Source organism: Aeromicrobium sp. (assembly GCF_049587115.1).
In the GTDB taxonomy this organism is placed as follows: Bacteria; Actinomycetota; Actinomycetes; order Propionibacteriales; family Nocardioidaceae; genus Aeromicrobium.
This window is the reverse complement of sequence record NZ_JBAVDI010000015.1, coordinates 14482-38133: the sequence shown is the minus strand read 5'-3', so window position 1 is coordinate 38133 and position 23652 is coordinate 14482. Positions and strand designations below refer to the sequence as shown.

At 67.3% G+C, this 23652-nt stretch carries 23 protein-coding genes; 12 read left to right on the top strand and 11 right to left on the bottom strand.

Going from position 1 to position 23652, the window contains the following annotated elements:
* Together WB461_RS01490 and WB461_RS01485 are read left to right on the top strand one after the other, a co-directional pair.
* On the top strand, positions 1-238 hold a 238-nt coding region (locus WB461_RS01490), incomplete at its 5' end, for a TraR/DksA family transcriptional regulator (protein WP_423850955.1).
* Between the two features lie 71 nt (positions 239-309).
* The gene (locus tag WB461_RS01485) at positions 310-1344 is read left to right on the top strand and encodes a YihY/virulence factor BrkB family protein (RefSeq protein WP_423850954.1); all 1035 of its coding nucleotides are present in this window, start codon (positions 310-312) and stop codon (positions 1342-1344) included.
* Positions 1345-1378: 34 nt separating this feature from the next.
* Here the strand turns inward: WB461_RS01485 and WB461_RS01480 are convergent, their stop codons facing one another.
* Positions 1379-2806: an aldehyde dehydrogenase family protein gene (locus tag WB461_RS01480; RefSeq protein ID WP_423850953.1), complete on the bottom strand. Its 1428-nt coding sequence runs from the start codon at positions 2804-2806 to the stop codon at positions 1379-1381.
* Positions 2807-3147: 341 nt separating this feature from the next.
* On the opposite strand from WB461_RS01480, the gene WB461_RS01475 reads away from it, so the two are divergent.
* Complete coding sequence (locus WB461_RS01475) at positions 3148-3960, top strand: UbiA family prenyltransferase (RefSeq protein WP_423850952.1); 813 nt, start codon at positions 3148-3150, stop codon at positions 3958-3960.
* A gap of 36 nt (positions 3961-3996) precedes the next feature.
* Here the strand turns inward: WB461_RS01475 and WB461_RS01470 are convergent, their stop codons facing one another.
* Positions 3997-5805 carry an AfsR/SARP family transcriptional regulator gene (locus WB461_RS01470; RefSeq protein ID WP_423850951.1) on the bottom strand — a complete coding sequence of 603 codons (1809 nt, stop codon included), beginning with the start codon at positions 5803-5805 and terminating at the stop codon, positions 3997-3999.
* A 171-nt stretch (positions 5806-5976) separates the two neighbouring features.
* Between WB461_RS01470 and WB461_RS01465 the strand changes: the two genes are divergently transcribed.
* The 3 genes from WB461_RS01465 to WB461_RS01455 all read left to right on the top strand — a co-directional run bounded on the left by WB461_RS01465 (position 5977) and on the right by WB461_RS01455 (position 9546).
* Positions 5977-6504 (top strand): ribonuclease H family protein, encoded by a 528-nt coding sequence (locus WB461_RS01465; RefSeq protein WP_423850950.1) that lies wholly within the window; start codon positions 5977-5979, stop codon positions 6502-6504.
* Positions 6505-6541: 37 nt separating this feature from the next.
* Positions 6542-7072, top strand: a complete 531-nt coding sequence (locus WB461_RS01460; RefSeq protein WP_423850949.1) for a universal stress protein — start codon at positions 6542-6544, stop codon at positions 7070-7072.
* A 350-nt stretch (positions 7073-7422) separates the two neighbouring features.
* Positions 7423-9546 (top strand): DEAD/DEAH box helicase, encoded by a 2124-nt coding sequence (locus WB461_RS01455; protein ID WP_423850948.1) that lies wholly within the window; start codon positions 7423-7425, stop codon positions 9544-9546.
* Positions 9547-9572: 26 nt separating this feature from the next.
* On the opposite strand, the gene WB461_RS01450 is transcribed toward WB461_RS01455, so the two are convergent.
* The 3 genes from WB461_RS01450 to WB461_RS01440 all read right to left on the bottom strand — a co-directional run bounded on the left by WB461_RS01450 (position 9573) and on the right by WB461_RS01440 (position 12445).
* Positions 9573-10763, bottom strand: a complete 1191-nt coding sequence (locus tag WB461_RS01450; protein WP_423850947.1) for a PP2C family protein-serine/threonine phosphatase — start codon at positions 10761-10763, stop codon at positions 9573-9575.
* A complete protein-coding gene (locus WB461_RS01445) occupies positions 10760-11566 on the bottom strand; it encodes an alpha/beta fold hydrolase (RefSeq protein ID WP_423850946.1) in 807 nt (268 codons plus the stop codon). The genes WB461_RS01450 and WB461_RS01445 overlap by 4 nt, the downstream gene beginning before the upstream one ends.
* 72 nt (positions 11567-11638) lie before the next feature.
* A complete protein-coding gene (locus tag WB461_RS01440; protein ID WP_423850945.1) occupies positions 11639-12445 on the bottom strand; it encodes a phosphatase PAP2 family protein in 807 nt (268 codons plus the stop codon).
* Positions 12446-12588: 143 nt separating this feature from the next.
* Here WB461_RS01440 and WB461_RS01435 point away from each other — a divergent pair, with 143 nt between their 5' ends.
* On the top strand, positions 12589-13350 hold the full coding sequence (locus WB461_RS01435) for a 3-hydroxyacyl-CoA dehydrogenase (RefSeq protein ID WP_423850944.1): 762 nt from the start codon (positions 12589-12591) through the stop codon (positions 13348-13350).
* Entirely contained in the window at positions 13347-14327 is a 981-nt protein-coding gene (locus tag WB461_RS01430) for an NAD(P)H-dependent flavin oxidoreductase (protein WP_423850943.1), read from the top strand. The genes WB461_RS01435 and WB461_RS01430 overlap by 4 nt, the downstream gene beginning before the upstream one ends.
* Positions 14328-14372: 45 nt before the next feature.
* On the opposite strand, the gene WB461_RS01425 is transcribed toward WB461_RS01430, so the two are convergent.
* Positions 14373-15818, bottom strand: coding sequence for a VWA domain-containing protein (locus WB461_RS01425; protein ID WP_423850942.1), 1446 nt, complete (start codon positions 15816-15818; stop codon positions 14373-14375).
* Positions 15815-16696 carry an AAA family ATPase gene (locus WB461_RS01420; protein ID WP_423850941.1) on the bottom strand — a complete coding sequence of 294 codons (882 nt, stop codon included), beginning with the start codon at positions 16694-16696 and terminating at the stop codon, positions 15815-15817. The genes WB461_RS01425 and WB461_RS01420 overlap by 4 nt, the downstream gene beginning before the upstream one ends.
* 15 nt (positions 16697-16711) lie before the next feature.
* Between WB461_RS01420 and WB461_RS01415 the strand changes: the two genes are divergently transcribed.
* A complete protein-coding gene (locus tag WB461_RS01415; protein ID WP_423850940.1) occupies positions 16712-17107 on the top strand; it encodes an SRPBCC family protein in 396 nt (131 codons plus the stop codon).
* Between the two features lie 59 nt (positions 17108-17166).
* Entirely contained in the window at positions 17167-18459 is a 1293-nt protein-coding gene (locus WB461_RS01410) for a M20/M25/M40 family metallo-hydrolase (protein ID WP_423850939.1), read from the top strand.
* Positions 18460-18464: 5 nt separating this feature from the next.
* On the opposite strand, the gene WB461_RS01405 is transcribed toward WB461_RS01410, so the two are convergent.
* Both WB461_RS01405 and WB461_RS01400 read right to left on the bottom strand, forming a co-directional pair.
* Entirely contained in the window at positions 18465-18650 is a 186-nt protein-coding gene (locus WB461_RS01405) for a DUF5703 family protein (protein WP_423850938.1), read from the bottom strand.
* 11 nt (positions 18651-18661) lie between these two features.
* Positions 18662-19615 (bottom strand): aldo/keto reductase, encoded by a 954-nt coding sequence (locus WB461_RS01400; RefSeq protein WP_423850937.1) that lies wholly within the window; start codon positions 19613-19615, stop codon positions 18662-18664.
* Positions 19616-19663: 48 nt separating this feature from the next.
* On the opposite strand from WB461_RS01400, the gene WB461_RS01395 reads away from it, so the two are divergent.
* Complete coding sequence (locus WB461_RS01395) at positions 19664-20497, top strand: undecaprenyl-diphosphate phosphatase (protein WP_423850936.1); 834 nt, start codon at positions 19664-19666, stop codon at positions 20495-20497.
* Positions 20498-20503: 6 nt separating this feature from the next.
* Here WB461_RS01395 and corA read toward each other — a convergent pair whose 3' ends face one another.
* Positions 20504-21463: a magnesium/cobalt transporter CorA gene (gene corA, locus WB461_RS01390; RefSeq protein WP_423850935.1), complete on the bottom strand. Its 960-nt coding sequence runs from the start codon at positions 21461-21463 to the stop codon at positions 20504-20506.
* Positions 21464-21537: 74 nt separating this feature from the next.
* Between corA and mshC the strand changes: the two genes are divergently transcribed.
* Positions 21538-22764, top strand: coding sequence for a cysteine--1-D-myo-inosityl 2-amino-2-deoxy-alpha-D-glucopyranoside ligase (mshC, locus tag WB461_RS01385; RefSeq protein ID WP_423850934.1), 1227 nt, complete (start codon positions 21538-21540; stop codon positions 22762-22764).
* A gap of 4 nt (positions 22765-22768) precedes the next feature.
* Here mshC and WB461_RS01380 read toward each other — a convergent pair whose 3' ends face one another.
* Positions 22769-23650, bottom strand: a complete 882-nt coding sequence (locus WB461_RS01380; protein ID WP_423850933.1) for an FHA domain-containing protein — start codon at positions 23648-23650, stop codon at positions 22769-22771.
* Positions 23651-23652: the final 2 nt, after the last annotated feature.

Here is a 23652-nt window from a genome sequence, read left to right as displayed (position 1 = left end):
TTCCAACGCCGATGACGAGCACGACCCTGAGGGAGCGACGATCGCATTCGAACGGTCGCAGATCGGTGCCCTCGTACGACAGGCGCAGCTGCACCTCGAAGAAATCGACGCCGCCATCAAGCGGCTCGACGCCGGGACGTACCAGATGTGCCAACGCTGCGGTCGGCCGATCGGCGACGACAGGCTCCGGGCCAGGCCCACAGCAAGCACCTGCGTGCAGTGCGCCGCCGTGCGTTGACGAGGTTCGGCTGGAGTGCACCACCGGCCGCTGGCAGTGTGGGGTGGTCGGCCTCTCGTACGATGGAAGAGATGACAGACCCACAGGCGAAGTCCGCCCGCTCGCCCGAGGAAGATCCTGGACGGATCGCAGTGCTGACAGCGCGATCTCGCGGCTGGGCAGCAAGCATGGGCCAAGGGGTGTACGACCGACTGCCCCACCCGCTGCAGCGAGCCTGGGTGTTGACCGGCCGAACGTGGCGCGACACGTTCGACGACCGGGTGCCCGGGCTGGCAGCCGAGATCGCCCTGTTCACGATGATCTCGCTGCCCGCCCTGATCCTCATGATCCTGGGTTCGCTCGGCTTCGTGGCCGATGCGCTGGGACCCTCGGGGGCCCAGGAGCTGAACAGGATCGTCTTCGAGCTGCCGCGTTCTCTCCTCGCTGCCCAGACCTACGACTCGTACGAGCGACTCGCCTCGGCCGTTCTCGCTGACGGTCGCGCAGACGTGATCTCCATCGGAGCCCTGCTCAGCCTGTGGACGGGGTCCCGGGCGACTGCCCGGGTGCTGGAGACGATCACCATCGCGTACGACATCGAACATCCTCGATCAGGCTGGCGGCGCCGACTGCTGGCGGTCGGGCTGACCGCGGCAGGGCTTCTGGGCGCCATCTCGATCCTCCCGCTCCTGGTTCTCGGCCCACGTGTGGTCGAGTGGGTCGCACCGAACACCTTCGCGTCCGCGACGCTGAACGTCCTGGGAGCTTTGTATTGGCCTGCGCTCGCCGCGCTCGCGATCGCTGGTCTCGCGACCGTCTACCACGTCGGTGTTCCGTGGCGGACCCCGTGGCATCGCGATGTGCCGGGGGCGGTGCTGGCGATGATCCTGTGGCTGCTGGCCGTCGTGTGCCTGCGCGCCTACCTGGCGGTGACCCTCGGCGAAGGCGCGGTGTTCAGCCAGCTCGGTGTTCCGATCGCGGTGGTGCTGTGGCTCTATGTCTCGTCAATCGCGGTACTCCTCGGGGCTGAGCTCAATGCCGAGATCGAGCGAATGTGGCCCACAACCGCCCACGGGCCGGCGGTGGCCACGGATGCTGGTGCCGCGGAGCGTTCTCACGTGGCGTAGGTGAACCCCGACGGTTTCGCTCCGAACCGGTCGCTCAGAACAACCGGCGAACCAGTTTTTGCTTCCAACTGGGGTAGGGCGCATTGAGCAGCGGCGGGTCGATCAACCACGACGGGCGTCGGTAGATCGCCTTGCGATGACTGAAGGTGTCGAAGCCGGCTCGGCCGTGATAGCTGCCGTAGCCGCTCTCGCCGACACCTCCGAAAGGTAGCGAGGAGACCAGCAGGTGGGTAATGGCGTCGTTGACGCAGATGCCGCCGGACGACGTCTCCGCGACGACCCGGTCCACCGTCTCGTCCGAGCCAGTGAAGAGGTAGAGGGCCAGGGGCTTGTCTCCCGCGTTGATCGCGTCCGTCACCTCAGCGAGGTCGTCGAAGACCAGCACGGGGAGGACGGGTCCGAAGATCTCCTGACCCATCACCGCGGCATCCCGCGAAACTGCACGCAGCACGGTGGGTGCGACGTAACGCGCTTCGACGTCGACCTGACCACCCAGCGCGACCTCGTAGCCGTTGCCATCAAGCAGGCGGGAGATCCGGCGGGCGTGCCCGGTGTTGACGATTCGACCGAAGTCCTTGCTGGTGCGCGGATCCTTGCCGTAGCGCTTGGCGACCTCGGCTGCGATCGCGTCGAGGAACTGCTGCTCCACGTCACGGTGCACCCACACGTGGTCGGTAGCGACGCAGGTCTGCCCGGCGTTGAGGAATTTGGAGAACGCGACCCGGCTGGCGGCAAGCTTGAGGTTGGCGTCCCGGGCGATGATCACCGGCGACTTGCCGCCGAGCTCAAGGGTGACCGGGGTCAGATGTGCGGCCGCGGCCGTGGCGACGATGCGGCCGACGGTCCCGTTCCCGGTGTAGAAGACGTGGTCCCAGCGCTGCTCGAGCAGGGCCGTGGTCTCGGCCACGCCACCCTCGACGACGACAACTGCGTTCGGATCGAGATAGAGAGGCAGCAGCTTGGCGAGTGCGGCCGATGTCATGGGCGCGACCTCGGACGGTTTGGCCAGCACCGCGTTGCCCGCGGCCAAGGCAGCCGCCATGGGGGCGAGAAGCAGCTGGACCGGGTAGTTCCAGGGCGCGATGACCAGCACCACCCCGAGCGGCTCGTTGACGACCTCGGCGCGGCCCGGACGGAAGAGCAGCGGCACCCGCCGCTTCTCGGGCGCCATCCACGAGGCCAGATGGCGCAGCTGGTCCTCGACCTCGCGGCCCGTGGCCCTCAGGTCGGCGGCCCATGCCTCGAACGGCGCTCGGCCGAGGTCTGCTCCGAGCGCAGCCACCAGCTCGTCCTCGTGCTCCGAGAGCAACCGCAGCAGACCTTCGAGCTGCTCCTGGCGCCATTGCACAGGACGGGTCCGGCCGGAGGCGAAGGTCGTCCGCAGTCGCGTCGCGACGGCGGAGGCTTCGGTCGCGCCGAACGTGGCAACGGGCGATGGCGCCTTGACGTCGGTCTGGCTCATCGGTGCTCCTTGGGGGATGATGCGGTAGTCGAACCGGATCAGTATTGGCTCGCCACCGCAGAGCAACGGTCCTGGCGGTGGGTGATCAGGCGAGCTCATCCTACTGCTGGATGGTCGTCGGGCGGATCGAAACGAGCCCTGGAAAGCCAAGGCATCCCAGGGCCAATTCGTCCCAAACCTCCAGATCTGCGCGACCCTCACCGCGTGCGTGAAAGGCGGTGGCGGCCTCGTCGACGCCTTGGGCTGTCAGGCGCCCCTGCTCTCCCACGCGGGACGGGTGCTGACCCAGCATGCCCTCTGCGGCTCATCACCACTTACCTTGCCTCTACGGTGAGCAGGTGATGACAGGACGAAGGGTCACGACGGCGGCTGCGCTGATCCGCGCGAGCCATCCCGAGCCGGGGATCGCCGTGAGCCTGCTGGCGATGATTCTCGCCGTCACATGGGAGGCGTCCGGCGGCACGACGGCACTGATCGGGGTCGCAGCCATGACGGGGCAGCTGACAGTCGGCTGGTCCAATGACCTCATCGACCGTGACCGGGATCAACGGTCGAACCGCCGTGACAAGCCGTTGGCGACCGGTGTGCTCCAACCGGCGCTCGTGCGGGGAGCGACTGCATTGAGTCTGGCCGCCACCGTGGGGGCGTCACTGTCGTTGGGGGTTCGCCCAGGCCTCCTGCACCTCACGCTGGTGGCTACGGGGTGGGCGTACAACCTCGGCTTCAAACGCACCGTGCTCTCGTGGTTGCCCTACGCGGTGTGCTTCGGGGGACTGCCCGTCGTGGTGTCGCTCGCCGCGCGAGAGGTAGCCGGGCCGGAGTGGACCATCATCGCCGGTGCGCTGCTTGGTACGGGTGCCCACCTCGTCAACGCCGTGCCCGATCTGGAGGACGACCGGCGCACCGGCGTCGTCGGCCTGCCGCACCGGCTCGGCGCCCGCCGCTCGATCAATCTGGCAACGGCCCTGATGCTGACGGGGACGGTCGTGACCGTCGTGGTTCCAGTCAGCAGCGTTGACCTGTTTGCGGTCGTGGTTCTCGCGGTGTCCGGGGCGCTGCTGGTGGTCGGACAGCTGGCGTCGGGGCGTGGTCCGTTTCGGGCTGTGCTCGGTATCGCGCTGGTGAACGTCGTGGCTCTGCTCCTGCGCAGCTGACTGCGACGCCACAGCGACAGCAGCCCGCGCGAGCAGTCAGTGAGCGGCGCGCACCCGGTCCGTCGCCCGACGCCCCGGGGAGCCGCTGCGTCGCTCGTCGGCCGACTCCAGAATGTCGACGTCGCGGGCGTGGCCAGCGGCGAGCTGCTCGTTGGTCCGGCGACGTAACGAGGGCCGCAGCCACAGCTCGAAGACATCCTGCGTCGCGCGGTCGCGGAAGACGAAGGCGTCTCCGCTGGGGCGCAGGATGCCTCGTTCGGTCAGCCAGTCCATCCGGTCCTCGATGTGCAACCTTCGACGCTCGGTCCGGCGCTCGCTGCCCAAGAGGTTCATCACGTCGATCGCCGTGGCTGGGCGATCGACCACTGCGAGCACCTGGCAGATCTCCATGTCCACGGGGTCCAGCTGATCCGCGAGCAGCCGGAACGTCGCGGACGCCGCCGACTGGGCCGCCGGAGCCCGTGAATCGGTCGCCAGCTCGAGGCCCCGCGCGGTCGAGATCATCTGTCCCGACGAGATCCACGAGCGCAACGTCTCGACGGCAGCACCGGCCAGGCCCCCGCTGCGGCTCCGGAGCGTGTCCATGAGCTGGGGCGCCGGTCGACCGGCCAGTAGCGCCTCGGCGAGCGCCTCCAGGTCATCGTCGTCAAGCACCGAGGACTCCACGACGTGCACCCGGTACCGGTCGCCCTGCTGCGTGCTCGCAGCGAGCAGCGCGGCGGCCTCGGGTGACGTGACGAGCACCAGGACGCGCCCCACCTGCGGGTCGATCGTGGCAAGGACCTCGGCCATTGCCGCATGAGCTCGAACCGGCTGCAGGTCGACCGGTCCCATGACGGCGACATCAGCAGCTGCTGGTGCACGGGTCGCCCGTTGCGTCGGAGCCTTTCGTGCGACCTCCACCGGGCGGACCGGGCGGAGGTGGACGTCGAGACGATCCGTGGCGGCGCGCAGCAGGGCTTGACGACCCGAGCCCGGTGAGCCGACCAGACAGACAATGTCTCTGCCGTCCCCGTCCACGCAGTGCTTGATCTCTGTGGCCAGCGCCTCGAGGAGCGCTGCCCTGCCGAACAGGGATGGCGCTGCTTCGTGGTCCTCCGGCTCCCACGAGAGGAGCTGGCGGTGCAGAGCCCGGGTCTGCACCGATGGCGCGGCCCCGAGCTCAGTGAGGAGATTGCGACGACAGCGGTCGTAGGACCGAAGGGCGGACTCGATCTCCCCGATGCCGGCGTAGGCGCGCATCAGGGCTCGGTGAGCCCGTTCGAGGCAGGGATCGATGCTGATGGCGAGGGTCGACAGATCGATCGCGTCACGGAGCCAGCCGAGCTCGAGCGCACTGTCGGCGGCCTCGGCGAGGAGCGTCGTGCGCAGGCTGATGAGCTTCGTGCGGATCTCGACCGCCCACGGACTGTCGTCGTCGTGAGCGTGGAAGTCGTCGACGTACAGAGCCTCGGCCTCCTTCACCAAGCTGACCACTCGAGCGTGCTCACGGGACTGGACCGCTGCGGCAGCCTCGATGGCGAGAGCTTCGTGGGCCAGCACATCGACCCAGCACGGCGCGAGCCGCAACCCGTCGGCCTGCCTGGTGACCGAGTCCTTCCCCAGCACACGGCGGATGTTGGCAGTGGCGGTCCGCAGGCTTCCAGTCGCGCGGACTTCGTCGACGCCGGGCCACAGCCGCTCGATCAAGGTCTGGCTCGGGACAGTCTGCGCCGCACTCATCGCCAGCAGTCGCAGGAGATCGGTGGTCTTCCCCGTCGTCCATGACGAGGCGGGAACGACGTACCCGTCGGGCGGCCGCACCCAGAGCCTCCCGAGGAGCCGGATCTCGATCTGTTCATCCATGAGCTCCGCCTCGTCCCTCGCGACCGTGTGTCGAACAGGCTACGTCCACACAGGGTCAGCACATCGCCGGATACGAGCGCTGGCGGGGCATCCACGCGGCGAGCTGAGCCGTGCGTCAGACTGTGCCCGGAGCCGCCGAGATCGGCTTCCCGACCACCTTCAGGAGCGCGTGTGACACTGGCCCGAGTTGATACCGACGTGACCGGTCTTGCCGGAGCCGTGATCGTCGGCACGGACGGATCGTGCGTGACGAATCCGGGTCCGACAGGCTGGGCCTACGTCTGTGACGATGGCAGCTCGGCCTGCGGTGGACTGCTCGAGGGCACCAACAACATCGGCGAGCTCCTGGCGGTCGTGAACGCCCTGCGCGACTTCGCCGATCGGCCACTGGTCATCCAGGCTGACTCGTCCTACACGATCGGCTGCTCGACGACCTGGGCGGCCGGCTGGGCTCGGAATGGTTGGAAGAACTCCAAGAAGGAGGTCGTCGCGAATCTCGACATCGTGCAGGCCATCTACGCGCTCATGCAGACCCGTCGCGAGGACGGTGCGCCCGTGTTCTTCCAGAAGGTCAAGGCACACCTGGTGGACTTGTCGGTGTGGCCCCTGAATGTTGCTGCCGACGAGCTGGCCGGCCGGGCCTCGGCGCGTGCGGCCCGCGGCGACGTCGCCGAGGTGCGCACCACCGCGCGAGTCTGACGAGGGTGGGCGTCCGCCGAGCGAGTACCGTCTGAGCATGACCGTCTCGACCAGCATCGACCTGAACGGCGGCGTGCTCGTCGCGCACGACGGATCTACGCACGCCCAGGCCGCGTTGCGGATGGCGGCTCGCCTCGCTGAGGCGTTGCGCCTCGATCTGACGGTGGTCCGAGTCTGGAATCTCGGCACCGCGCCACGACCGGAAAGCTCGGCGGTCGGCTACATGCCGCCGATCGAAGACTTCGAGGCCGCCACGGCAGCCGCGCTGGAGCGCGATGTCGAACCGGTACGGGCAGCCACCGACGGGATAACGATCCGGACCGCAGTTGCCCAGGGCAGCGCCGCACGTGTGCTCCTCGAGGCCTCGAAGAATGCCGACCTCATGGTCGTTGGCAGCCGCGGTCTCGGCGGCTTCGCCGGGCTCGTGCTGGGCTCGGTCAGCGAGCAGGTCGTGCGTCACGCGGCGTGCCCGGTTCTGGTGGACCGCGAGCGATCAGGCCACGACTCCACCGGTGACGACCGCGATCAGCTGGAGCAGGCCCTGGCCAGTGAGCTCAAGCTCGACTGATCTCGGGAGACCGCTGAGAATCCACCGGCTGACGAGGACGGACGCCTCCGCGCAAATGATGCGACGGCGGGGTAGCATGGCTGGCACAGCAACCCTCGCACTACCGCTGGCCGAACGCGTTCTACTCGGTTGACGGTGCCGTGGTACCCGACCGAAGGCCGGTGCCGGACGCGCAGCAGGTGTTGCGTGCGCGACCACCGCGCTGACCGGGTGGTCGATTGGTCTTGCGACATGCGTCGTGGAGCGGCCGCAGCGCCGGCTCCCAGACGCATCGACGTGTGGCCGGTCGACGTGGCCGACAGTCGCGGCACCGGCTCGGTCATGTGCCGAGCATTTCAGAGGAGGAACACGTGGACAGACGAGGTCAGGGCCGATCGGGCTCCACCCGGACGTCTGCCCGACGGGTGCGCAACGACGGCATCATGTCGGTGCTGGCCAGGGCGGTCCGAGAGGTCGAGGCAGGTGCTCAACGCGGCCGCCTGACACCCGCGGCACGCACGAAGTTCCAGGTCGTGGCGCTGTTGGCGAGGGAGGAGCGCACGCGAGTCAAGGCAGACAGCGCCAGCTCTGAGTCCCAACGTGCGGAGCAGCTCAAGCGGCTCGACGGAATCGGCACGATCCTCGCCCAGACCGCGGCGCGTGACACCTCGCTGCTGTCGCTGTTGGCTGAGGACGCCGAAGTCACCGATGCTGCGACGATCCTCAAGTCGGACATGATGCGAGCCGCCGGACGCGAGGAGGAGGCGCAGCCCGTCGCCCCATCAGCTGCACCACCGACCGCTTCGCCGGCCACCGAGCGCCAGGTCGTGCCGCAATCTGTCGTCTCGCGTCAGCTGGCCAATCCCTTCCTCGCCCCTGACTTCGCCGCAGCGGCGCGCCGGGAGCCCCAATCCCGACGCCTCGCGACGTGGGAGCTGCTGGGACCGCTGTTCTCATCGTTCGAACGCGCTGCCGGTGGATCATCGGCGTGCATGACCCTTCCCGAGCCAGCCGACACCAAGGTTCCCGACGGTCTCACGCTGATGCGGCACCAGTCCGAACTGGTCGCCGCTGCTGAGGACGGACACCGCACGTTCCTCCTGGCCGACGAGCCCGGACTGGGCAAGACTGCCGAGGCGCTGCTCGCTGCCCAGGCCGCCAACGCCTATCCGCTGCTGGTCGTCGTCCCGAATGTCGTCAAGACCAACTGGGCCCGAGAGGCCGAGCTCTGGACCCCTGGGCATCCCGCGACCGTGATCCACGGCAACGGAGATGCGATCGACGGATTTGCCGACATCGTGATCGTCAACTACGAGGTGCTGGACCGGCACGTCGGCTGGCTCGGCGATCTGGGGTTCCGCGGCATGGTGCTCGACGAGGCGCACTTCATCAAGAACAAGAAGTCCCAGCGCTCCCAGCACGTGCTGCAGCTGTCCGAACGAATCCGGGCACGCACGACACGGCCCCTGCTGATGGCTCTCACCGGCACCCCGTTGATCAACGACATCGACGACTTCCGGGCGATCTGGCAGTTCCTCGGCTGGATCGATGACAAGAAGCCACTTGCCGAGCTCATGCACTCGCTCGAGGAGACCGGACTCACCCCTGTCGACAACGGCTTCTACGCTGCCGCCCGCGGCCGGGTCATCGAGATGGGCATCGTGCGCCGCCGCAAGGTCGACGTTGCCTCTGACATTCCCGCCAGGCGAATCGCAGACCTGCCGGTCGAGCTCGACGACGAGGTCGGTCGATCGATCCGCGCGGCCGAGCGCGAGCTGGCCCGCCGGCTGGTGTCGCGGTACGACACGGCCCTCGAGACCCGTTCGGCCGGAGTCATCGTCGACGGGATCGACCACGATCTCGTGCGCCGGGTTGCCACGTGGGAACGCGAAGACTCCTCGAGCAAGACCGACGAGAACGTCTTCAGCATGATGCGCCGCATTGGGCAGGCCAAGGCGGGGCTGGCAGCTGACTACACCGCACAGCTGGCCCACAGCGTCGGCAAGGTCGTGTTCTTCGCCAAGCACGTCGACGTGATGGACACCGCCGAGGAGACCTTCGCATCACGCGGCATTCGTTACGCCTCGATCCGTGGCGACCAGACCACAGCGGTGAGGCAACGCAACATCGACGCCTTCGTCAACGATCCTGAGGTTGCGGTCGCGGTCTGCTCATTGACCGCGGCGGGCGTCGGCATCAACCTGCAGGTCGCGTCGAACATCGTCCTCGCAGAGCTGTCCTGGACCGACGCCGAGCAGACTCAGGCAATCGATCGAGTGCACCGCATCGGTCAGGCGGAACCCGTCACCGCGTGGCGAATCATCGCGTCTCAGACGATCGACACCAAGATCGTCGAGCTGATCGACAGCAAGGCGGGTCTGGCCGCGCGCGCTCTGGACGGCTCGGACGAGGAGATCGCGTCGAGCTCGGACATGCAGCTCGAAGCGCTGGTCCTGATGCTGACCGAGGCGCTGGGGGACCGGCTCGACGCCTGACCTGTGACGTCAGGAGCGGAGAGTCTTCAGGCGAAGGGGAGGTCCTCCTCCGCGACCTCCGGCACCTTGATCGACACCACGGCCATGTCGTCGCTGGTACGCCCCTGCTGGAATTCCAGGACGTCAGCAAGCAGGCCCCCGACGACGCCTTCGGTGGAGCCGCGGTGCGCGTCGATCGACTCGAGCATGCGCTGGTCGCCGAAGAAGTCGGCGTCCCGCCGGCCTTCAGTCACCCCGTCCGTGTAGAGCAGCAGCAGGTCGCCGGGCGCGAGCTCGAGATGACTGTCGACGAACACCGGATCGTCGAGGACTCCGACCAACGAGCTGGTCGTCTGCCCCGAGTACGGCGCCTCGCCGGGCCGCACCAGGACAGGCGCAGGATGTCCCGCGATGCAGAGGTCGGCGGCCCACCCGCTGCCGACCTGCCGCAGGTACATCAGCACGACAGTGCAGAATCGATCGGTGTCGTGCTCCAGGACGATGCGGTTGAGCAGGTGCATCGCCTCGGCGGGGGACTCGTGCTCGACCACAGCGGCGCGCAGCGAGTATCGGACCAACGCCGTGACGACGGCGGCTTCGACTCCCTTGCCGCACACGTCTCCCAGCACCACGACCCACTCGCCGGGTCGGCGCTGGAAGACCTCGTAGAAGTCCCCTCCGACCTCCTCGCCGTCGCCAGCTGGACGATATGCGGTCTGGAGCTCCAGTCCCGTGATCTGCGGCGAACTGGGTGGGATCAACGTCTCCTGCAGGGTGCGGGCCAGCAGGCGTGCGTGTGCTTCGGACGCCTCGGATCGCTCCTTGGCCCGAAACAGCTCCTGCTCGTAGGCCCTCCGTTCGCTGGCGTCGAACACGACGACCCGCATGACCTCGGGCTCGCCCGAGTCGTCCCGCTCGAGCGAGGCGTTCAGCAGAATCGGGAGCCTTGACCCATCTGCACAGACCAGCTCGAGGGCGATCTCCCGGACGCTGCCGGCCATCAGCAGCATCGGCCGCAGATGGGTCTGGCTGTACACCGCCGTCGCACGGCTCATGAGGTCGGCGAGGGTGCGGACCCCGACCAGCGACTCGGTGGTGTAGCCGGTCCACTGCAGGAAGGTTCGGTTGACCGCGAGGATCGTGCCGGACCACGCGACCGTCGCGTAACCGCACGGGGCCATGTCGTACATCCGCTGAGCATCGGTGACCGATGACCCGCCGGCCTCACCCGACGTCATGCGCAGCGCAGGAAGGCCGCGACCTCCGCGATCGTCTCCCGGGGCGCGCTGAGGTGCGGGATGTGCCCGGTGGCGTCCATCAGCACGAAGGTGCTGTCCGGGATCGAGTCATGCACCAGTCGGCCTGCGTCGAGTGGCGCGATCGCGTCCTCGCGGCACTGCAGCACCAGGGTGGGAGCGGTGACCTGGGGCAAATCGGAGCGGTTGTCCGAGGTGAAGGTGACGCGGGCGAACTGCCTGGCGATGTCGGGATCGGTGCGACAAAAGCTCTCGGTGAGCTCCTGGCCCAGTTCGGGACGCTCGGGATTGGCCATGATGAGCGGCGCCATGGCGCTGGACCATCCCAGATAGTTGTCGTCGATGACCGCGAGCAGCTCCTCGATGTCCTGCGCGCTGAACCCGCCGACGTAGGCGTCCTCGGGATGATCGATGTAGCAGGCCGAGGGGCCGACGAGCACCAGTCCGGAGAACAGTCCGGGCTGCTCGATGTCCGCCAGGACGCCCACCATCCCGGAGACCGAGTGGCCGACGAAGATCGTGTCGCGCGTGTCGAGCTCGAGGCACAGCTCGACAACGTCCTCGGCATAGGCCGACAGGTTGGCGTAACGCTCTGGGTCGTACGCCGACAGGTCAGATGCGCCAGCCCCGACGTGGTCGAACAGAATCACGTCGAACTTGTCCTCGAAAGCAGGCGCGACGTGACGCCACATGTGTTGGTCGCAGCCGAAACCGTGTGCGAACACCAGAGACTGGGCACCCGGCACTCCGGTCCGGGTCACGTGGTGTCTCAAGGCGGCGTTCACTCCAAGAATGTTAGTCCTATGCCGCAGACCACATGGCGTTAACCCGTACCTTGTGACAGCCGGAGGGTCCAGTCAGCCGGCGAGTACCGGCTCGCGCTGTCGGGCGAATCGAGTGCGCACGGCAGTGTCGACGCGCAATGAGACCCACAGCAGGCCGATGGCGACGAAGCCGTCGAGCCACCAGTGGTGACCTGTCGCGGCGACCACGAAGATCGTGAGCGGAAGATGAAGCACCACGACCCATCGCCACCTGCTGGTGCTGACCGTGAACACGCCGAGAGCGACGACCGCGGCCCAACCCACGTGGATGGACGGCATGGCCGCGAACTGGTCGGACACCCCGCTCCCGACGTCCCCATAGACGTCGAACCCGTGCTTGTCTGACAGGTCCAGGAATCCCAGCTCCTCGATGAAGCGCGGTGGCGCGACCCGGACGAAGCGGATCACCAGACAGAACGCTGTGAGCCCGGCCAGACCGTTGCGCCAGTGCGGGTAGGCCTCGCGGTGCCGCACGAACATCCACACCATGAACACGATCAGCCCCGGCACGTGCAGGGTTGCGTAGTAGTCGTTGACCACGGCAGCGAGCGGGTCGTGAGCCACCACGAAGTGCTGCATCGAGATCTCGGTCGGCAGGTGCAGGAGCTGTTGGACATCGTCGATGTCGCGGGCGCGTTGGAGTGCGCCGTCGGTGTGGGTCAGCGGTAGCTGCCGGGCGAGGCGCCACAGCGAGTACAACGCGGAGATCAGTGCGAACTCGTAGAACGCCGGCATCAACGCATCCCGCACTCGGCCCGGGCGAAGCAACCGCAGAGCCAGGAAGCACACGATGCTCAGACCTGCGGCAATCGCCGCCTGGTCCCAGGTCGCCCAGCTCATGCGCGCCAAGGCATCGGGTCGCCGTCCACGGAATGATCTTACGGAGCGAGGTCGATCGATGCCGCCCCACTCCGAATTCAGCCATGACCGAACCGATACCGTTCAGCAGAGCTCGTCAGCCCAGCCGCAGAGAAGGACAAGACATGGACGTCAAGAACTCCGTAGCCCTGGTGACAGGCGGGGCCTCCGGCCTCGGGCTGGCCACCGTCGAGGCTCTCCTCGCCGATGGAGCCAAGGTCGTGATCGTGGACCTACCGGGCTCGCCTGGTGAGGACGTCGCAGCGCGTCTGGGCGATTCCGTTCGCTTCGCGGCCGCCGACGTCCGTGATGAGGATGCCGTCAACGCCGCGCTCGACATCGCGCAGGAGCTCGGCGATCTGCGGGTCGTCGTCAATTGCGCCGGCGTCGGCAATGCGGTCAAGACCACCGGGAAGAAGGGCCCCTTCCCGCTTGATGCGTTCAAGGGAGTCGTCGAGATCAACCTGGTCGGCACGTTCAACGTCCTGCGCCTCGGTGCCACCCGGATGGCCGAGCTCGACCTGATCGGCGAGGAGCGTGGGGTCATCATCAACACAGCCTCGGTCGCTGCTTTCGACGGACAGATCGGCCAGGCTGCCTACTCCGCCTCCAAGGGCGGGATCGTCGGCATGACGCTCCCGATCGCACGGGATCTCGCCTCACTCGGCATCCGGGTCATGACGATCGCTCCCGGACTGTTCAACACCCCTCTGCTCGCATCGCTGCCCGAGGACGCCAGGAGGTCGCTCGGCCAGCAGGTGCCGCACCCGAGCCGGCTGGGAGAACCGTCCGAGTACGGTGCGCTCGCAGCACACATCGTGGCGAATCCGATGCTGAACGGCGAGACGATCCGACTCGACGGCGCGATTCGGATGGCACCGCGATGAGTGGCGCGCTGCGGACCAAGTTCACCGAGACGTTCGGGGTCGAGCACCCGATCGTCCAGGGCGGCATGCAGTGGGTCGGCCGAGCCGAGCTCGTGGCGGCTGTTGCCAACGCCGGTGCGCTCGGGATGGTCACGGCGCTGACGCAGCCGACTCCCGAGGACCTGGTCAAGGAGATCGCCCGCACGCGCGAACTCACCGACAAGCCCTTCGGCATCAACCTCACCATCCTGCCGGCCATCACGCCGCCGCCGTACGACGAGTACCGCCAGGTCATCGTCGAGTCAGGCGTCACGATCGTGGAGACAGCGGGTTCCAATCCCGGTCCGCACCTTCCGCAGTTCCACGCAGCCGGCATCAAGGTGCTGCACAAGTGCACGAGCGTTCGGCACGCGATCAAGGCTCAGGATCTGGGTGTCGACGGCATCAGCATCGACGGTTTCGAGTGCGCCGGTCATCCGGGGGAGGACGACATCCCGGGTCTGGTGCTGATCCCCGCAGCGGCCAAGCACATCACGATCCCGATGATCGCCTCCGGAGGATTTGCGGATGCGCGCGGCCTCGTGGCTGCGCTGGCGCTCGGCGCCGACGGCATCAACATGGGCACCCGGTTCATGTGCACCGAGGAGTCCCCGATTCATCAGAACATCAAGCAGTCGATCGTGGATTCCACCGAGCGGGACACCGAGCTGATCTTCCGCACGCTCCGCAACACCGCTCGGGTCGCCAGCAACAGTGTCAGCCGTGAAGTCGTCGAGATCCTGGCTGGCGGCGGACAGTTCGAGCAGGTGCGCGACCTGGTGTCAGGAGCCCGTGGCAAGACCGTGTACGAGCTGGGGGATCCCGAGGCCGGGATCTGGAGCGTCGGCACGTGCCAAGGCCTGATCGACGACATCCCATCGGCTGGCGCACTGATCGAGCGCATCGTTCGTGAGGCTCGCGAGATCATCACGGGCAAGCTCGGTCAGATGGTCCTCTGACGACCGATTCTCACTGAGACTCGGGCTCTGCATGGGGTCGAACCCTCAGACGGGCAGCAGCCGGGTGATGAACTTGGTCAGCTGATCGACATTGCAGCACTCGTGCATCTCGACGATCTCCGCGTACGTGGGGGCGATCGAGTCACCGAGGCCCCACCGCATCGAATGCTCCGGATTGAGCCAGAACGTGCGTCGGGCCCGTTGGTTGATGTCGTGCAACGCACCCAGATTGGGGTCCTGGTTGTTGTTGCGGGCATCTCCGAGGATCAAGACCGCGGTCCGAGGCCCGATCGCGGTCATGAAGTGGGCGTGAAAGTCCGCGAGAGCCTCCCCGTAGTCGCTGCTGGTGTGCCACTTCGTGATGTGCGCCTCCCGTGCGATCCGCTGCGCCAGATCATCGCCATCCTCCTTGACCATCGCGGTCACCTCGTCCATCGCGTTGACGAATGCGAAGACCCGAACCTTGCTGAACTGCCCACTGAGTGCCTGGACGAGGTGCATCGTGAAGCTGGAAAATCCCGAGACCGACCCCGACACGTCACACAGCAGGACCAGCTCGGGGCGGGAGGGGTGTGGCTTGGCGTGCACGGGGTGCATCGGCACGCCCCCGGTCGACATCGATCGTCGGAGTGTGCGGCGGATGTCGATTCGTCCGCGGGTGGCCTTGCGGCGCCGGGCCGCCAACCGGGTCGCCAGCTTGCGGGAGAGTGGCCGTACCGTTCGTCCCAGCTCCTCGAGCTGCTGCTTGCTGGCGCTGAGGAAGTCGATTCGGTCGGTCCCGGTGCGCACCGCGTGGCGGGTGACCGTGTCACGTCCGCGCAGCTCTGCGGTCCGGCGGCGAGCTTCGCCGGCGACCAGGGCACGGAAGCGGTCGACGTTCTGCCTGATCTCATCGCGCTCGAGCCGCCGGGTGAACTCATCCCCGCCCTGACCGCCGGCCTGACCGCTGCCCTGCCCTTGACCACCAACGCTCTGACCGCGTTGCTCCAGTGCCTGCACCAGCAACGTCTGAGGTCGGAGCCGCTCGAGCGTCTGGTAGGCCGACCACCCGCCGGTCGGGGTGCCCTGTGTCCCGACGCTCCCGAGCAGGTCGACCGCGATCTCGGCGACCTGCTCCAGAGCGCGTAGGTCGTTCTCCGCCAGAGCCATGGCCAGCAGGTCCCTCAGGTCGTCGAGATCGAGCTCCTCTTCGGCGTCCCGGACGGCCTGGGGCGCACCGATCCCCGCTGGGAAGTACAGGTCGAAGGTCATGTCGAAGACGTCGCGCTGGCCGCCTCGACGCACGAGAGCCGAGGCCAGACCCTCCCGGAGCTGGTCCCGGTCGCTCAACCCCAGGACCTCCACGACGGCTGCGGCGTCAACCGTCTCGCTGGTGCCGGCCGGGATGCCTTTGCTGCGAAGGGCTGTGACGAACTCGACGAGCCGTACCGCCACGTCCTGCTGGCTCGGCGCAGCGGCAGATGCCGCCTGCGGGGCCGGTGGCCTGGTCATGACGCGCCCAGCACCTCGTCGAGATCGAGCCGGGTGCGAGCCTTCTCGAGATCGTCCTGGTGCTTGAGAATCACACCGAGGCTCTCCCGGACCACGTCGTCATCGAGGATGTCGGCGCCGAGTGCGACGAGGGTACGCGCCCAGTCGATCGTCTCGGAGACCGACGGGGCCTTGCGCAAGGGCATCGCACGCAGGGCGTTGATGACCCGGACCAGCGAGTCGCCGAGCGTCTGGTCCAGCGCGGGCACCTTGAGCCGGACGATCTCCTGCTCCAGCGCAGCATCCGGGAAGTCGATGTGCAGGAACAGACAGCGCCGGCGGAGCGCCTCGGACAGCTCACGCGTCGCGTTGGAGGTCAGCACGACGAACGGGCGAGTCTTGGCAGTGATCGTTCCGAGCTCCGGAACGGTGATCTGGAAGTCGCCGAGAACCTCGAGCAGAAGTCCCTCGATCTCGACGTCAGCCTTGTCGGTCTCGTCGACGAGCAGGACCGTCGGACCGTCGTTGCGGATCGCGGTCAGCAGGGGACGGGCGAGCAGGAACTCCTCACTGAAGATGTCGTTGCGCGCCTCGTCCCATGTCTCGTCCTTGCCAGCGGTGATCCGGAGGAGCTGTTTGGCGTGGTTCCACTCATAGATCGCCCGAGCCTCGTCGACGCCCTCGTAGCACTGCAGCCGGACGAGCTCGGCCCCGCAGGACTCGGCGACGGCGGTCGACAAAGCGGTCTTGCCGACACCTGCAGGCCCCTCCACGAGCAGGGGTTTGCCCAGCTCGCTGGCGAGGAAGACAGTGGTCGCAACCGCATCGGATGCGAGGTAGCCCGCAGAGGCGAGCTTGTCCTTGACGTCGGCGATCGAGGTGAACGGCATGGTGGGCATGCCTACGATGATGCCGTGACCTTGATACAGATCGTGCGAGAGGTGTCGTTGACGCCCCAGGAGTCGTGGGACCGGCTCACCGACTGGGAGCGACACGGCGAGTTCGTGCCACTGACCCGGATCAGACTGACCGAGCACGGATTCGTCGCCAGGACCGGAATCGGCCGGGTTGGCTTCGACGATCCGATGGACGTCGTCGAGTCCCGATCGCCGTCCTATTGTCGACTGGTCAAGCGGGGCCGGGTTGTGACCGGCTGGGCCGAGCTGAGCGTCGAGCCCCTCAACGACGGTAGCCGGGTGACGTGGCGAGAGGACATCCACGTGCGCGGCACCCCGCGGGTGCTCGATGGGCTGACTCGCGCATCGAGCACCCGATTGTTCTCGCGGGTCATCGACGGCCTGCTGGCCTGATCTGCGAGCCGCGCGGTCTGCGGACTTGTGGGAAGACGGGCCACACGTACGATCGGCCCATGGGGTACTTGCCGGAAGCTGAAGCACTCGACATCTGTCGCGACCTGATCCGCATCGACACGTCGAACTACGGCGACGACTCGGGCCCGGGGGAGCGCAAGGCCGCGGAGTACGTCGCAGCCTCGCTCGACGAGGTCGGCATCGACTCGCAGATCTTCGAGTCCGAATCCGGTCGCGCCAGCGTCGTGGCCCGGTGGGGCAACCAGAACTCGCCCAAGCCGGGACTATTGATCCATGGGCACCTGGACGTCGTGCCGGCGCAGGCATCGGACTGGCGGGTCGACCCCTTTGCAGCGGAGGTCCTCGACGGCTACCTGTTCGGACGTGGTGCCGTGGACATGAAGGATTTCGACGCCATGCTGCTGTCGGTCGTCCGGGCCCGTCAGCGCGCCGGGGTGATTCCGGACCGCCCGATCACACTGGTCTTCACGGCGGACGAGGAGGCTGGAGGCAAGTTGGGCGCGCACTGGCTCGTCGACAGGCACCCAGACCTGTTCGAGGGATGCACCGAGGCGGTGGGCGAGGTTGGCGGCTTCTCGACCGAAGTGGGCGGCAAGCGGCTCTACCTGATCGAGTCCGGTGAGAAGGGGATCGCCTGGATGCGACTGCGCGCGCGGGGCACTGCCGGGCACGGCTCGATGCGCAACGACGACAATGCCGTGATCCACCTCGCCCGCGCACTGGCGGCACTGGGTGAGCACTCGTGGCCCTCCGAGCCGGGGCCATCGATGCAGCTCCTGCTCACCAAGGTTCGCGAGCTCGCCGGCGCAGACGGGTCGCCCGACGAGCTGCTCGCGCACTTCGGACCGGCGGTGCGGATGATCGGTGCCGGCATGCGCAACACGACCAACGCCACGATGCTGGAGGCCGGCTACAAGCACAACGTGGTGCCCGGAGAGGCCATCGCCTACGTCGACGGCCGTTACCTGCCCGGCCACGCCGACACCTTTCTGCCGGCGGTGCAGGACGTCGTGGGCGACCAGGTCACCGTGGAGCCGTACATCACCGATGTCGCGTTGGAATACCCCTTTGAGGGTGACCTGGTCGACTCGATGACCGTCGCGCTGCACAGCCAAGATCCCGAGGCGCACATCGCCCCGTTCCTGATGTCCGGCGGAACAGACGCCAAGGCGTGGGACAAGCTCGGCATCACGTCGTACGGCTTCACCCCGCTACGGCTGCCGGCCGATCTGGACTTCACGGCGCTTTTCCACGGGGTCGACGAACGGGTCCCGGTCGACGCTCTGGAGTTCGGCTCACGCGTGTTCGACGAGTTCCTCAATTTGATTTAGCGCGACTACAGCGTGCTGCGCATCCGGATGATCTTGCGTCGGAGCACGACGGTGCGCTGACCCGTCCCGTCCTTGCGCAATCGGTCGAGCTCCCAGCCCTGGTACTCCGCAGCGTCGGTCAGCATGCGGCACACGGCCGACCGGGACTTGGTGCGGTCGATCGTGAGCTTCCAGAACTCGTACTCGATCATCGATTCACCTCTCATCGGGTACCACCTGAGACGTCGTCGAGGGCCTGGATGATCTCAACCGGCAGTTCAAGATCCTCCGAGGCGAGATCTTCCTGCAGCTGCGACGTGGTGCGCGCACCGATGATCGCGGCCGCGACCTGCGAGCGACCGAGCAGCCAGGACAGCGCGACGTGCGCGATCGTGACGCCAAGACCCTCTGATGCCCGGGCCAGCGCCTCCACGACCGCGGCCTTGCCCGGTGTGAGGTACGGCGACACGAACTCGGTCCACGCGGGGTCTGCGCCTCGCGAATCGGACGGGACTCCGGTGCGGTACTTGCCGGTCAGCACTCCACGGCCCAAGGGGGACCACGCGAGAACGCCGATGCCGAGATGCTCCGCGGCCGGGATCTGCTCGGCTTCCGGGGCACGCTGCACAAGTGAGTACTCGATCTGGGTGCTGATCAGAGGCAGCGCATCGGCACGACCGCGCAGCCAGGTCTGCGCGAGCGCGGACTGCCAGGCGGTGAAGTTGGAGATGCCGACATAGCGCGTGCGGCCGGTGCGAACGGCATGCTCCAGTGCGCCGAGCGTCTCCTCGATGGGGGTGCTCGGGTCCCACGTGTGCACCTGCCACACGTCGAGATGGTCCGTGCCGAGCAGCCGCAGCGACTGGTCGAGCTGGTCAAGAAGAGACCCGCGGGAGCAGTCACGGACGACATCGTCCCCGCGCCGCACGAATCCGGCCTTGCCGGCCAGCACGAGCCGATCGCGCACATCGGCCTTCGCGATCAGCGTGCCGAGCAGCTCCTCGGCAGCGCCATCACCGTAGATCGGGGCAGTGTCGATCATCGTCCCGCCGGCATCCATGAAGGTTGACAGGTGCTCCTCGGCGTCGTAGGCATCGATCGTCGAGCCCCACGTCATCGTGCCGAGCGCGAGCCGCGAGACTTCCAGCCCCGAGCGACCAACACGGCGATACTGCATGGCGCAAGGCTAGTCGGCGGGGTGAAGTCAGCCGGGTAGGCTCGCACAGTGGATTTCCTCCGTGCCGTTGTCCTCGGCGTCCTGCAGGGCCTGACCGAGTTCCTCCCGATCTCCAGCAGTGCCCACCTGGCGATCTTTCCGAAGTTCTTCGGCTGGGACGATCCGGGTGCCGCCTACACCGCGGTGATCCAGATCGGTACCGAGCTCGCGGTCCTTCTCTACTTCTGGAAGGACATCTGGACGATCGGGTCCGGCTGGGTCCGGGGGGCGTTCTCGCCTGCGGCACGCGCGGAGTCGGAGTGGCGCATGGGCTGGTTCGTGATCGTCGGCTCGCTCCCGATCGTCGCGTTCGGTCTCCTCCTGCAGGACGCCATCGACCGTGAGTTTCGCAATCTGTGGGTCATCGGCACCACGCTGATCGTCCTCGGCATCGTGCTCGGCATCGCCGAGCGCGTCGGTCGCAAGACCAGTCCGATCGCCGACCTGACCATGAAGCACGCGATCCTGCTCGGTCTCGCCCAGGCCGGTGCGCTGGTGCCGGGAGTCTCGCGATCCGGCGCAACGATCAGCATGGGGCTGTTCCTGGGCTATGAGCGCGCCGCCGCCACGCGATACGCGTTCCTGCTCGCAATTCCCGCCGTCGTCGGCGCGGGCGTCTACAAGTTGAAGGACATTGGCGGCGACAACGCGTACGGGACCGGTCCGACCATCGTCGGTACGGTGGTGTCGTTCGTCGTTGGCCTCGCTGTCATCCACTGGCTGCTCAAGTACGTCAGCACGCACTCCTACGCACCATTCGTGGTCTATCGGGTCGGGCTCGGAGCGATCGTGCTCATCCTGGTCGGTGCCGGCGTGATCGCGGCCGGGACGACGGTCGGCTGATCTGGACTACAGCCAGCCGGAACGCTTGAAGCGGAAGTAGATGTACAGACACAGACCGCCGATGGCCACCAGGCAAGCGGGGTAGCCGTAGGTCCAGGTCAGCTCTGGCATGTGCTCGAAGTTCATCCCGTAGATGCCGGCGATCGCGGTGGGGACGGCGAAGATCGTGGCGCCCGCGGTCAGCTTCCGCATGTCCTCGTTCTGCTGGACGCTCAGCTGGGCCAGGTGGGCCTGCAACGCGTTGTCGAGCAGATGATCGATCGAGTCGATCGCCTCGGCGGCACGAGTGAGATGGTCGCCGATGTCACGAAAGTACGGACGGGAGTCCTCCGGCATCGCGCCGTGCGCGAACCGCATGATCGGCTCCTTGAGCGGCAGGACCGCGCGCCGGAACTCAAGAGTCTCGCGCTTGAGCCGATAGATCCGGGTGGAATCGTTGGAACGTTCCGTCGAGAACACCGACGTCTCGACCTCCTGAACGTCGACCTCGAGCTCGGCTGCGACGTTCTCGTAGTGGTCCACGATGCTGTCCACGACGGCGTACAGAGCGGCAGTCGGCCCGTGGGACAACGGCTCGATCATCGACTCGGCGGCCTTGCGCGCATCCTTGAGCGAGGGTCCACCGTGCCGGACGGTCAGCAGGAAGTTGGTCCCCAGGAAGATGTTGACCTCGTGCGTCGTGATGTCGTCATCGCTGTACGAGACCGTGCGTATCGACATGAACAGGTGGTCGTCGTACTGCTCGACCTTGGGCCGCTGGTGAGCCTCCAGGGCGTCCTCGACGGCGAGCGGGTGCAGCGACAGCGACTGGGACACCCGCTCCAGCTCGTCGGTCGTGGGGTTGCCGATGCCGACCCAGAGGAAGTCATCCTCACCCAGACCGGCGAGCGCCGCGTCCAGCGAGTCGGTGTCGTGCGCCGTGTCCTCCCGGACCCCATCACGGTAGACCGCACAGTCGATGATCACTTCGCCATTGTGCCCCTGACCACCGGGCCGACGCCGCAGACTGGCCGTAACCGCACTCCCGATACGCTCGGCTCATGCGTAGCTGGTCAAGTCCCGAAGTCCCCTCCATCGCGGACTCGGGTCTGGGCGCCGGACCCGTCGTGCGGGTCCACGACACCGCGACGCAGCGTCTGCGTTCCAGTGACCCGACGCAGACCGCGCGTCTCTACGTCTGCGGCATCACCCCGTACGACGCGACCCACATGGGGCACGCCGCGACCTACCTCGCCTTCGATCTGCTGCAACGCGTCTGGCGCGATCACGGACTCGATGTCGACTACACCCAGAACGTCACGGACGTCGACGACCCACTGCTGGAGCGGGCCCAGGCGACAGGCGTCGACTGGACCGAGCTGGCGGAGCGCGAGATCGAGCTGTTCCGCGAGGACATGACCGCGCTGCGGATCATCCCGCCGGCCAACTACGTGGGCGCGGTCGAGACGATCGATCTGGTGGTCGACATGATCGATCAGCTCGACGAGCGCGATGCGGTGTACCGAGTGGATGACGACCTGTATTTCGACGTCCACGCAGACGCAGGCTTCGGCTCGGTCTCGGGTCTCACTGAGGATGCCATGCTGCAGATCTTTCCCGAGCGGGGGGGAGACCCTGACCGAGCCGGGAAGAAGCACCCGTTGGACTGCCTGCTCTGGCAGTCCGAACGCCCCGGAGAGCCCTCCTGGGAGACCCGACTGGGCCGTGGGCGCCCGGGCTGGCACGTCGAGTGCGCCGCGATCGCGCTGGAGCATCTGGGCACAAATTTCGACGTGCAGGGCGGCGGCTCCGACCTAGTGTTCCCGCATCACGAGATGTCGGCCTCCGAGGCAACCGTCACGACGCACGAACCGTTCGCCCAGGCCTATGTGCACGCCGGAATGGTGGGCTACGAGGGTGAGAAGATGTCCAAGTCCAAGGGCAATCTCGTGCTCGTGTCCAAGCTCCGCGCGGCGGGTCACAACCCGATGGCGATCAGACTGGCGCTCCTGGCGCACCACTATCGCAGTGACTGGGAATGGTTCGGCGAGGAGATCGCGGTCGCCGAGGAGCGGCTCGCAGCCTGGCGCGCTGCGGTCAGTCGTCCCGTGGCGCCATCCGGCTCGGCGATCGTCGAGGCCATCCGTGCGGCGATGTCCAACGATCTCGACGCCCCGTCCGCGCTCGCCGCCGTCGACGAATGGGCCGAAGACGATGCGGCCGCCGACCCACAGGCCGGTCGCACCGTTCGGACGGCGATCGACGCCTTGCTCGGCGTCAAGCTCTAGCTGACTAGAACCCAGGGCCCGGGCGGTTCGGCGGGCGTGGTTGGGTGCGCTGACGGCCGAGCTCTCCGCCGGCTCGTCCTCCGTATGGCCGTCCATGGTCGGCGAACTCGTCCCGCACGTACGACAGCCGCCAGTGACCCATCTGGATCCGGGCACCGGTCCGGAGGAGCTGGCGCGGCAGCTGTCGTCCAGCGACGGTGCTGAGCATGCGAGAGCTCCGCGCGATCAGGACGTACTCGTCGTCGTCGGTCCTGATGATCTCGGCCTGGAGCGTGTCCGTCCCGGCGAGGTGCAGGTCCACGTCGTCGCCGCTACCGATCGTGGTCCCCGTGGCCGGTAGTGGGTAGACCCCGAGGACGCTGGGCATGAGCGGATCGGAGGCGTCGGCGATGTAAAGGCGTGGGTTCCCGCCTCCAGCGGGGTCGTGAGTCGTCGTCACGACACGGGGAAGGCCGTTGACCGTGGGTAGCGGCGGCCAGGGTGTACCCGGTGGCCAGCCCGCAGAGGTCAGCTCGACTCCGGTGTTGCTGGGACGACGTGCCCACCCGGCGGCCAAGGCCTGGGTCCAGTGTCCGAGTCGCATGTGTCGTGAGCGCGTCAACAGGCGGTGGATCGGGCTGGTCCGGACATCGCCCAGGACGACGATCACACCATTGGGTCCCGAGACCTCCACCGCGAGCCCGAGCTGCGCGAGACCAGCCGCCACTCGGCGGACCTCGGACCTCGAGGGCTGGCCGACCACCGAGAAGATGTCGTCGCTGCGAACGGTGATCTTGTTGCCGCGGGCCGTCACGGTGCCCCGCACCTGCCCGCCGGATCGCTCGCCATCCGATGGCACGTCGACCTCGAAGGTCAGATCGGCGGTCAGGTGAACCACCGCGGTCACGG

Excerpts from the sequence above, each read along its gene's own strand:
- WB461_RS01405 (WP_423850938.1), bottom strand. The coding sequence starts at position 18,650 with ATGATCGAGTACGAGTTCTGGAAGCTCACGATCGACCGCACCAAGTCC.
- WB461_RS01485 (WP_423850954.1), top strand. The coding sequence starts at position 310 with ATGACAGACCCACAGGCGAAGTCCGCCCGCTCGCCCGAGGAAGATCCT.
- WB461_RS01410 (WP_423850939.1), top strand. The coding sequence starts at position 17,167 with ATGGGGTACTTGCCGGAAGCTGAAGCACTCGACATCTGTCGCGACCTG.
- WB461_RS01435 (WP_423850944.1), top strand. The coding sequence starts at position 12,589 with ATGGACGTCAAGAACTCCGTAGCCCTGGTGACAGGCGGGGCCTCCGGC.
- WB461_RS01470 (WP_423850951.1), bottom strand. The coding sequence starts at position 5,805 with ATGGATGAACAGATCGAGATCCGGCTCCTCGGGAGGCTCTGGGTGCGG.
- WB461_RS01425 (WP_423850942.1), bottom strand. The coding sequence starts at position 15,818 with ATGACCAGGCCACCGGCCCCGCAGGCGGCATCTGCCGCTGCGCCGAGC.
- WB461_RS01480 (WP_423850953.1), bottom strand. The coding sequence starts at position 2,806 with ATGAGCCAGACCGACGTCAAGGCGCCATCGCCCGTTGCCACGTTCGGC.
- WB461_RS01450 (WP_423850947.1), bottom strand. The coding sequence starts at position 10,763 with ATGACGTCGGGTGAGGCCGGCGGGTCATCGGTCACCGATGCTCAGCGG.
- WB461_RS01430 (WP_423850943.1), top strand. The coding sequence starts at position 13,347 with ATGAGTGGCGCGCTGCGGACCAAGTTCACCGAGACGTTCGGGGTCGAG.
- WB461_RS01420 (WP_423850941.1), bottom strand. The coding sequence starts at position 16,696 with ATGCCCACCATGCCGTTCACCTCGATCGCCGACGTCAAGGACAAGCTC.
- mshC (WP_423850934.1), top strand. The coding sequence starts at position 21,538 with ATGCGTAGCTGGTCAAGTCCCGAAGTCCCCTCCATCGCGGACTCGGGT.
- WB461_RS01440 (WP_423850945.1), bottom strand. The coding sequence starts at position 12,445 with ATGAGCTGGGCGACCTGGGACCAGGCGGCGATTGCCGCAGGTCTGAGC.
- WB461_RS01400 (WP_423850937.1), bottom strand. The coding sequence starts at position 19,615 with ATGCAGTATCGCCGTGTTGGTCGCTCGGGGCTGGAAGTCTCGCGGCTC.
- WB461_RS01475 (WP_423850952.1), top strand. The coding sequence starts at position 3,148 with ATGACAGGACGAAGGGTCACGACGGCGGCTGCGCTGATCCGCGCGAGC.
- WB461_RS01460 (WP_423850949.1), top strand. The coding sequence starts at position 6,542 with ATGACCGTCTCGACCAGCATCGACCTGAACGGCGGCGTGCTCGTCGCG.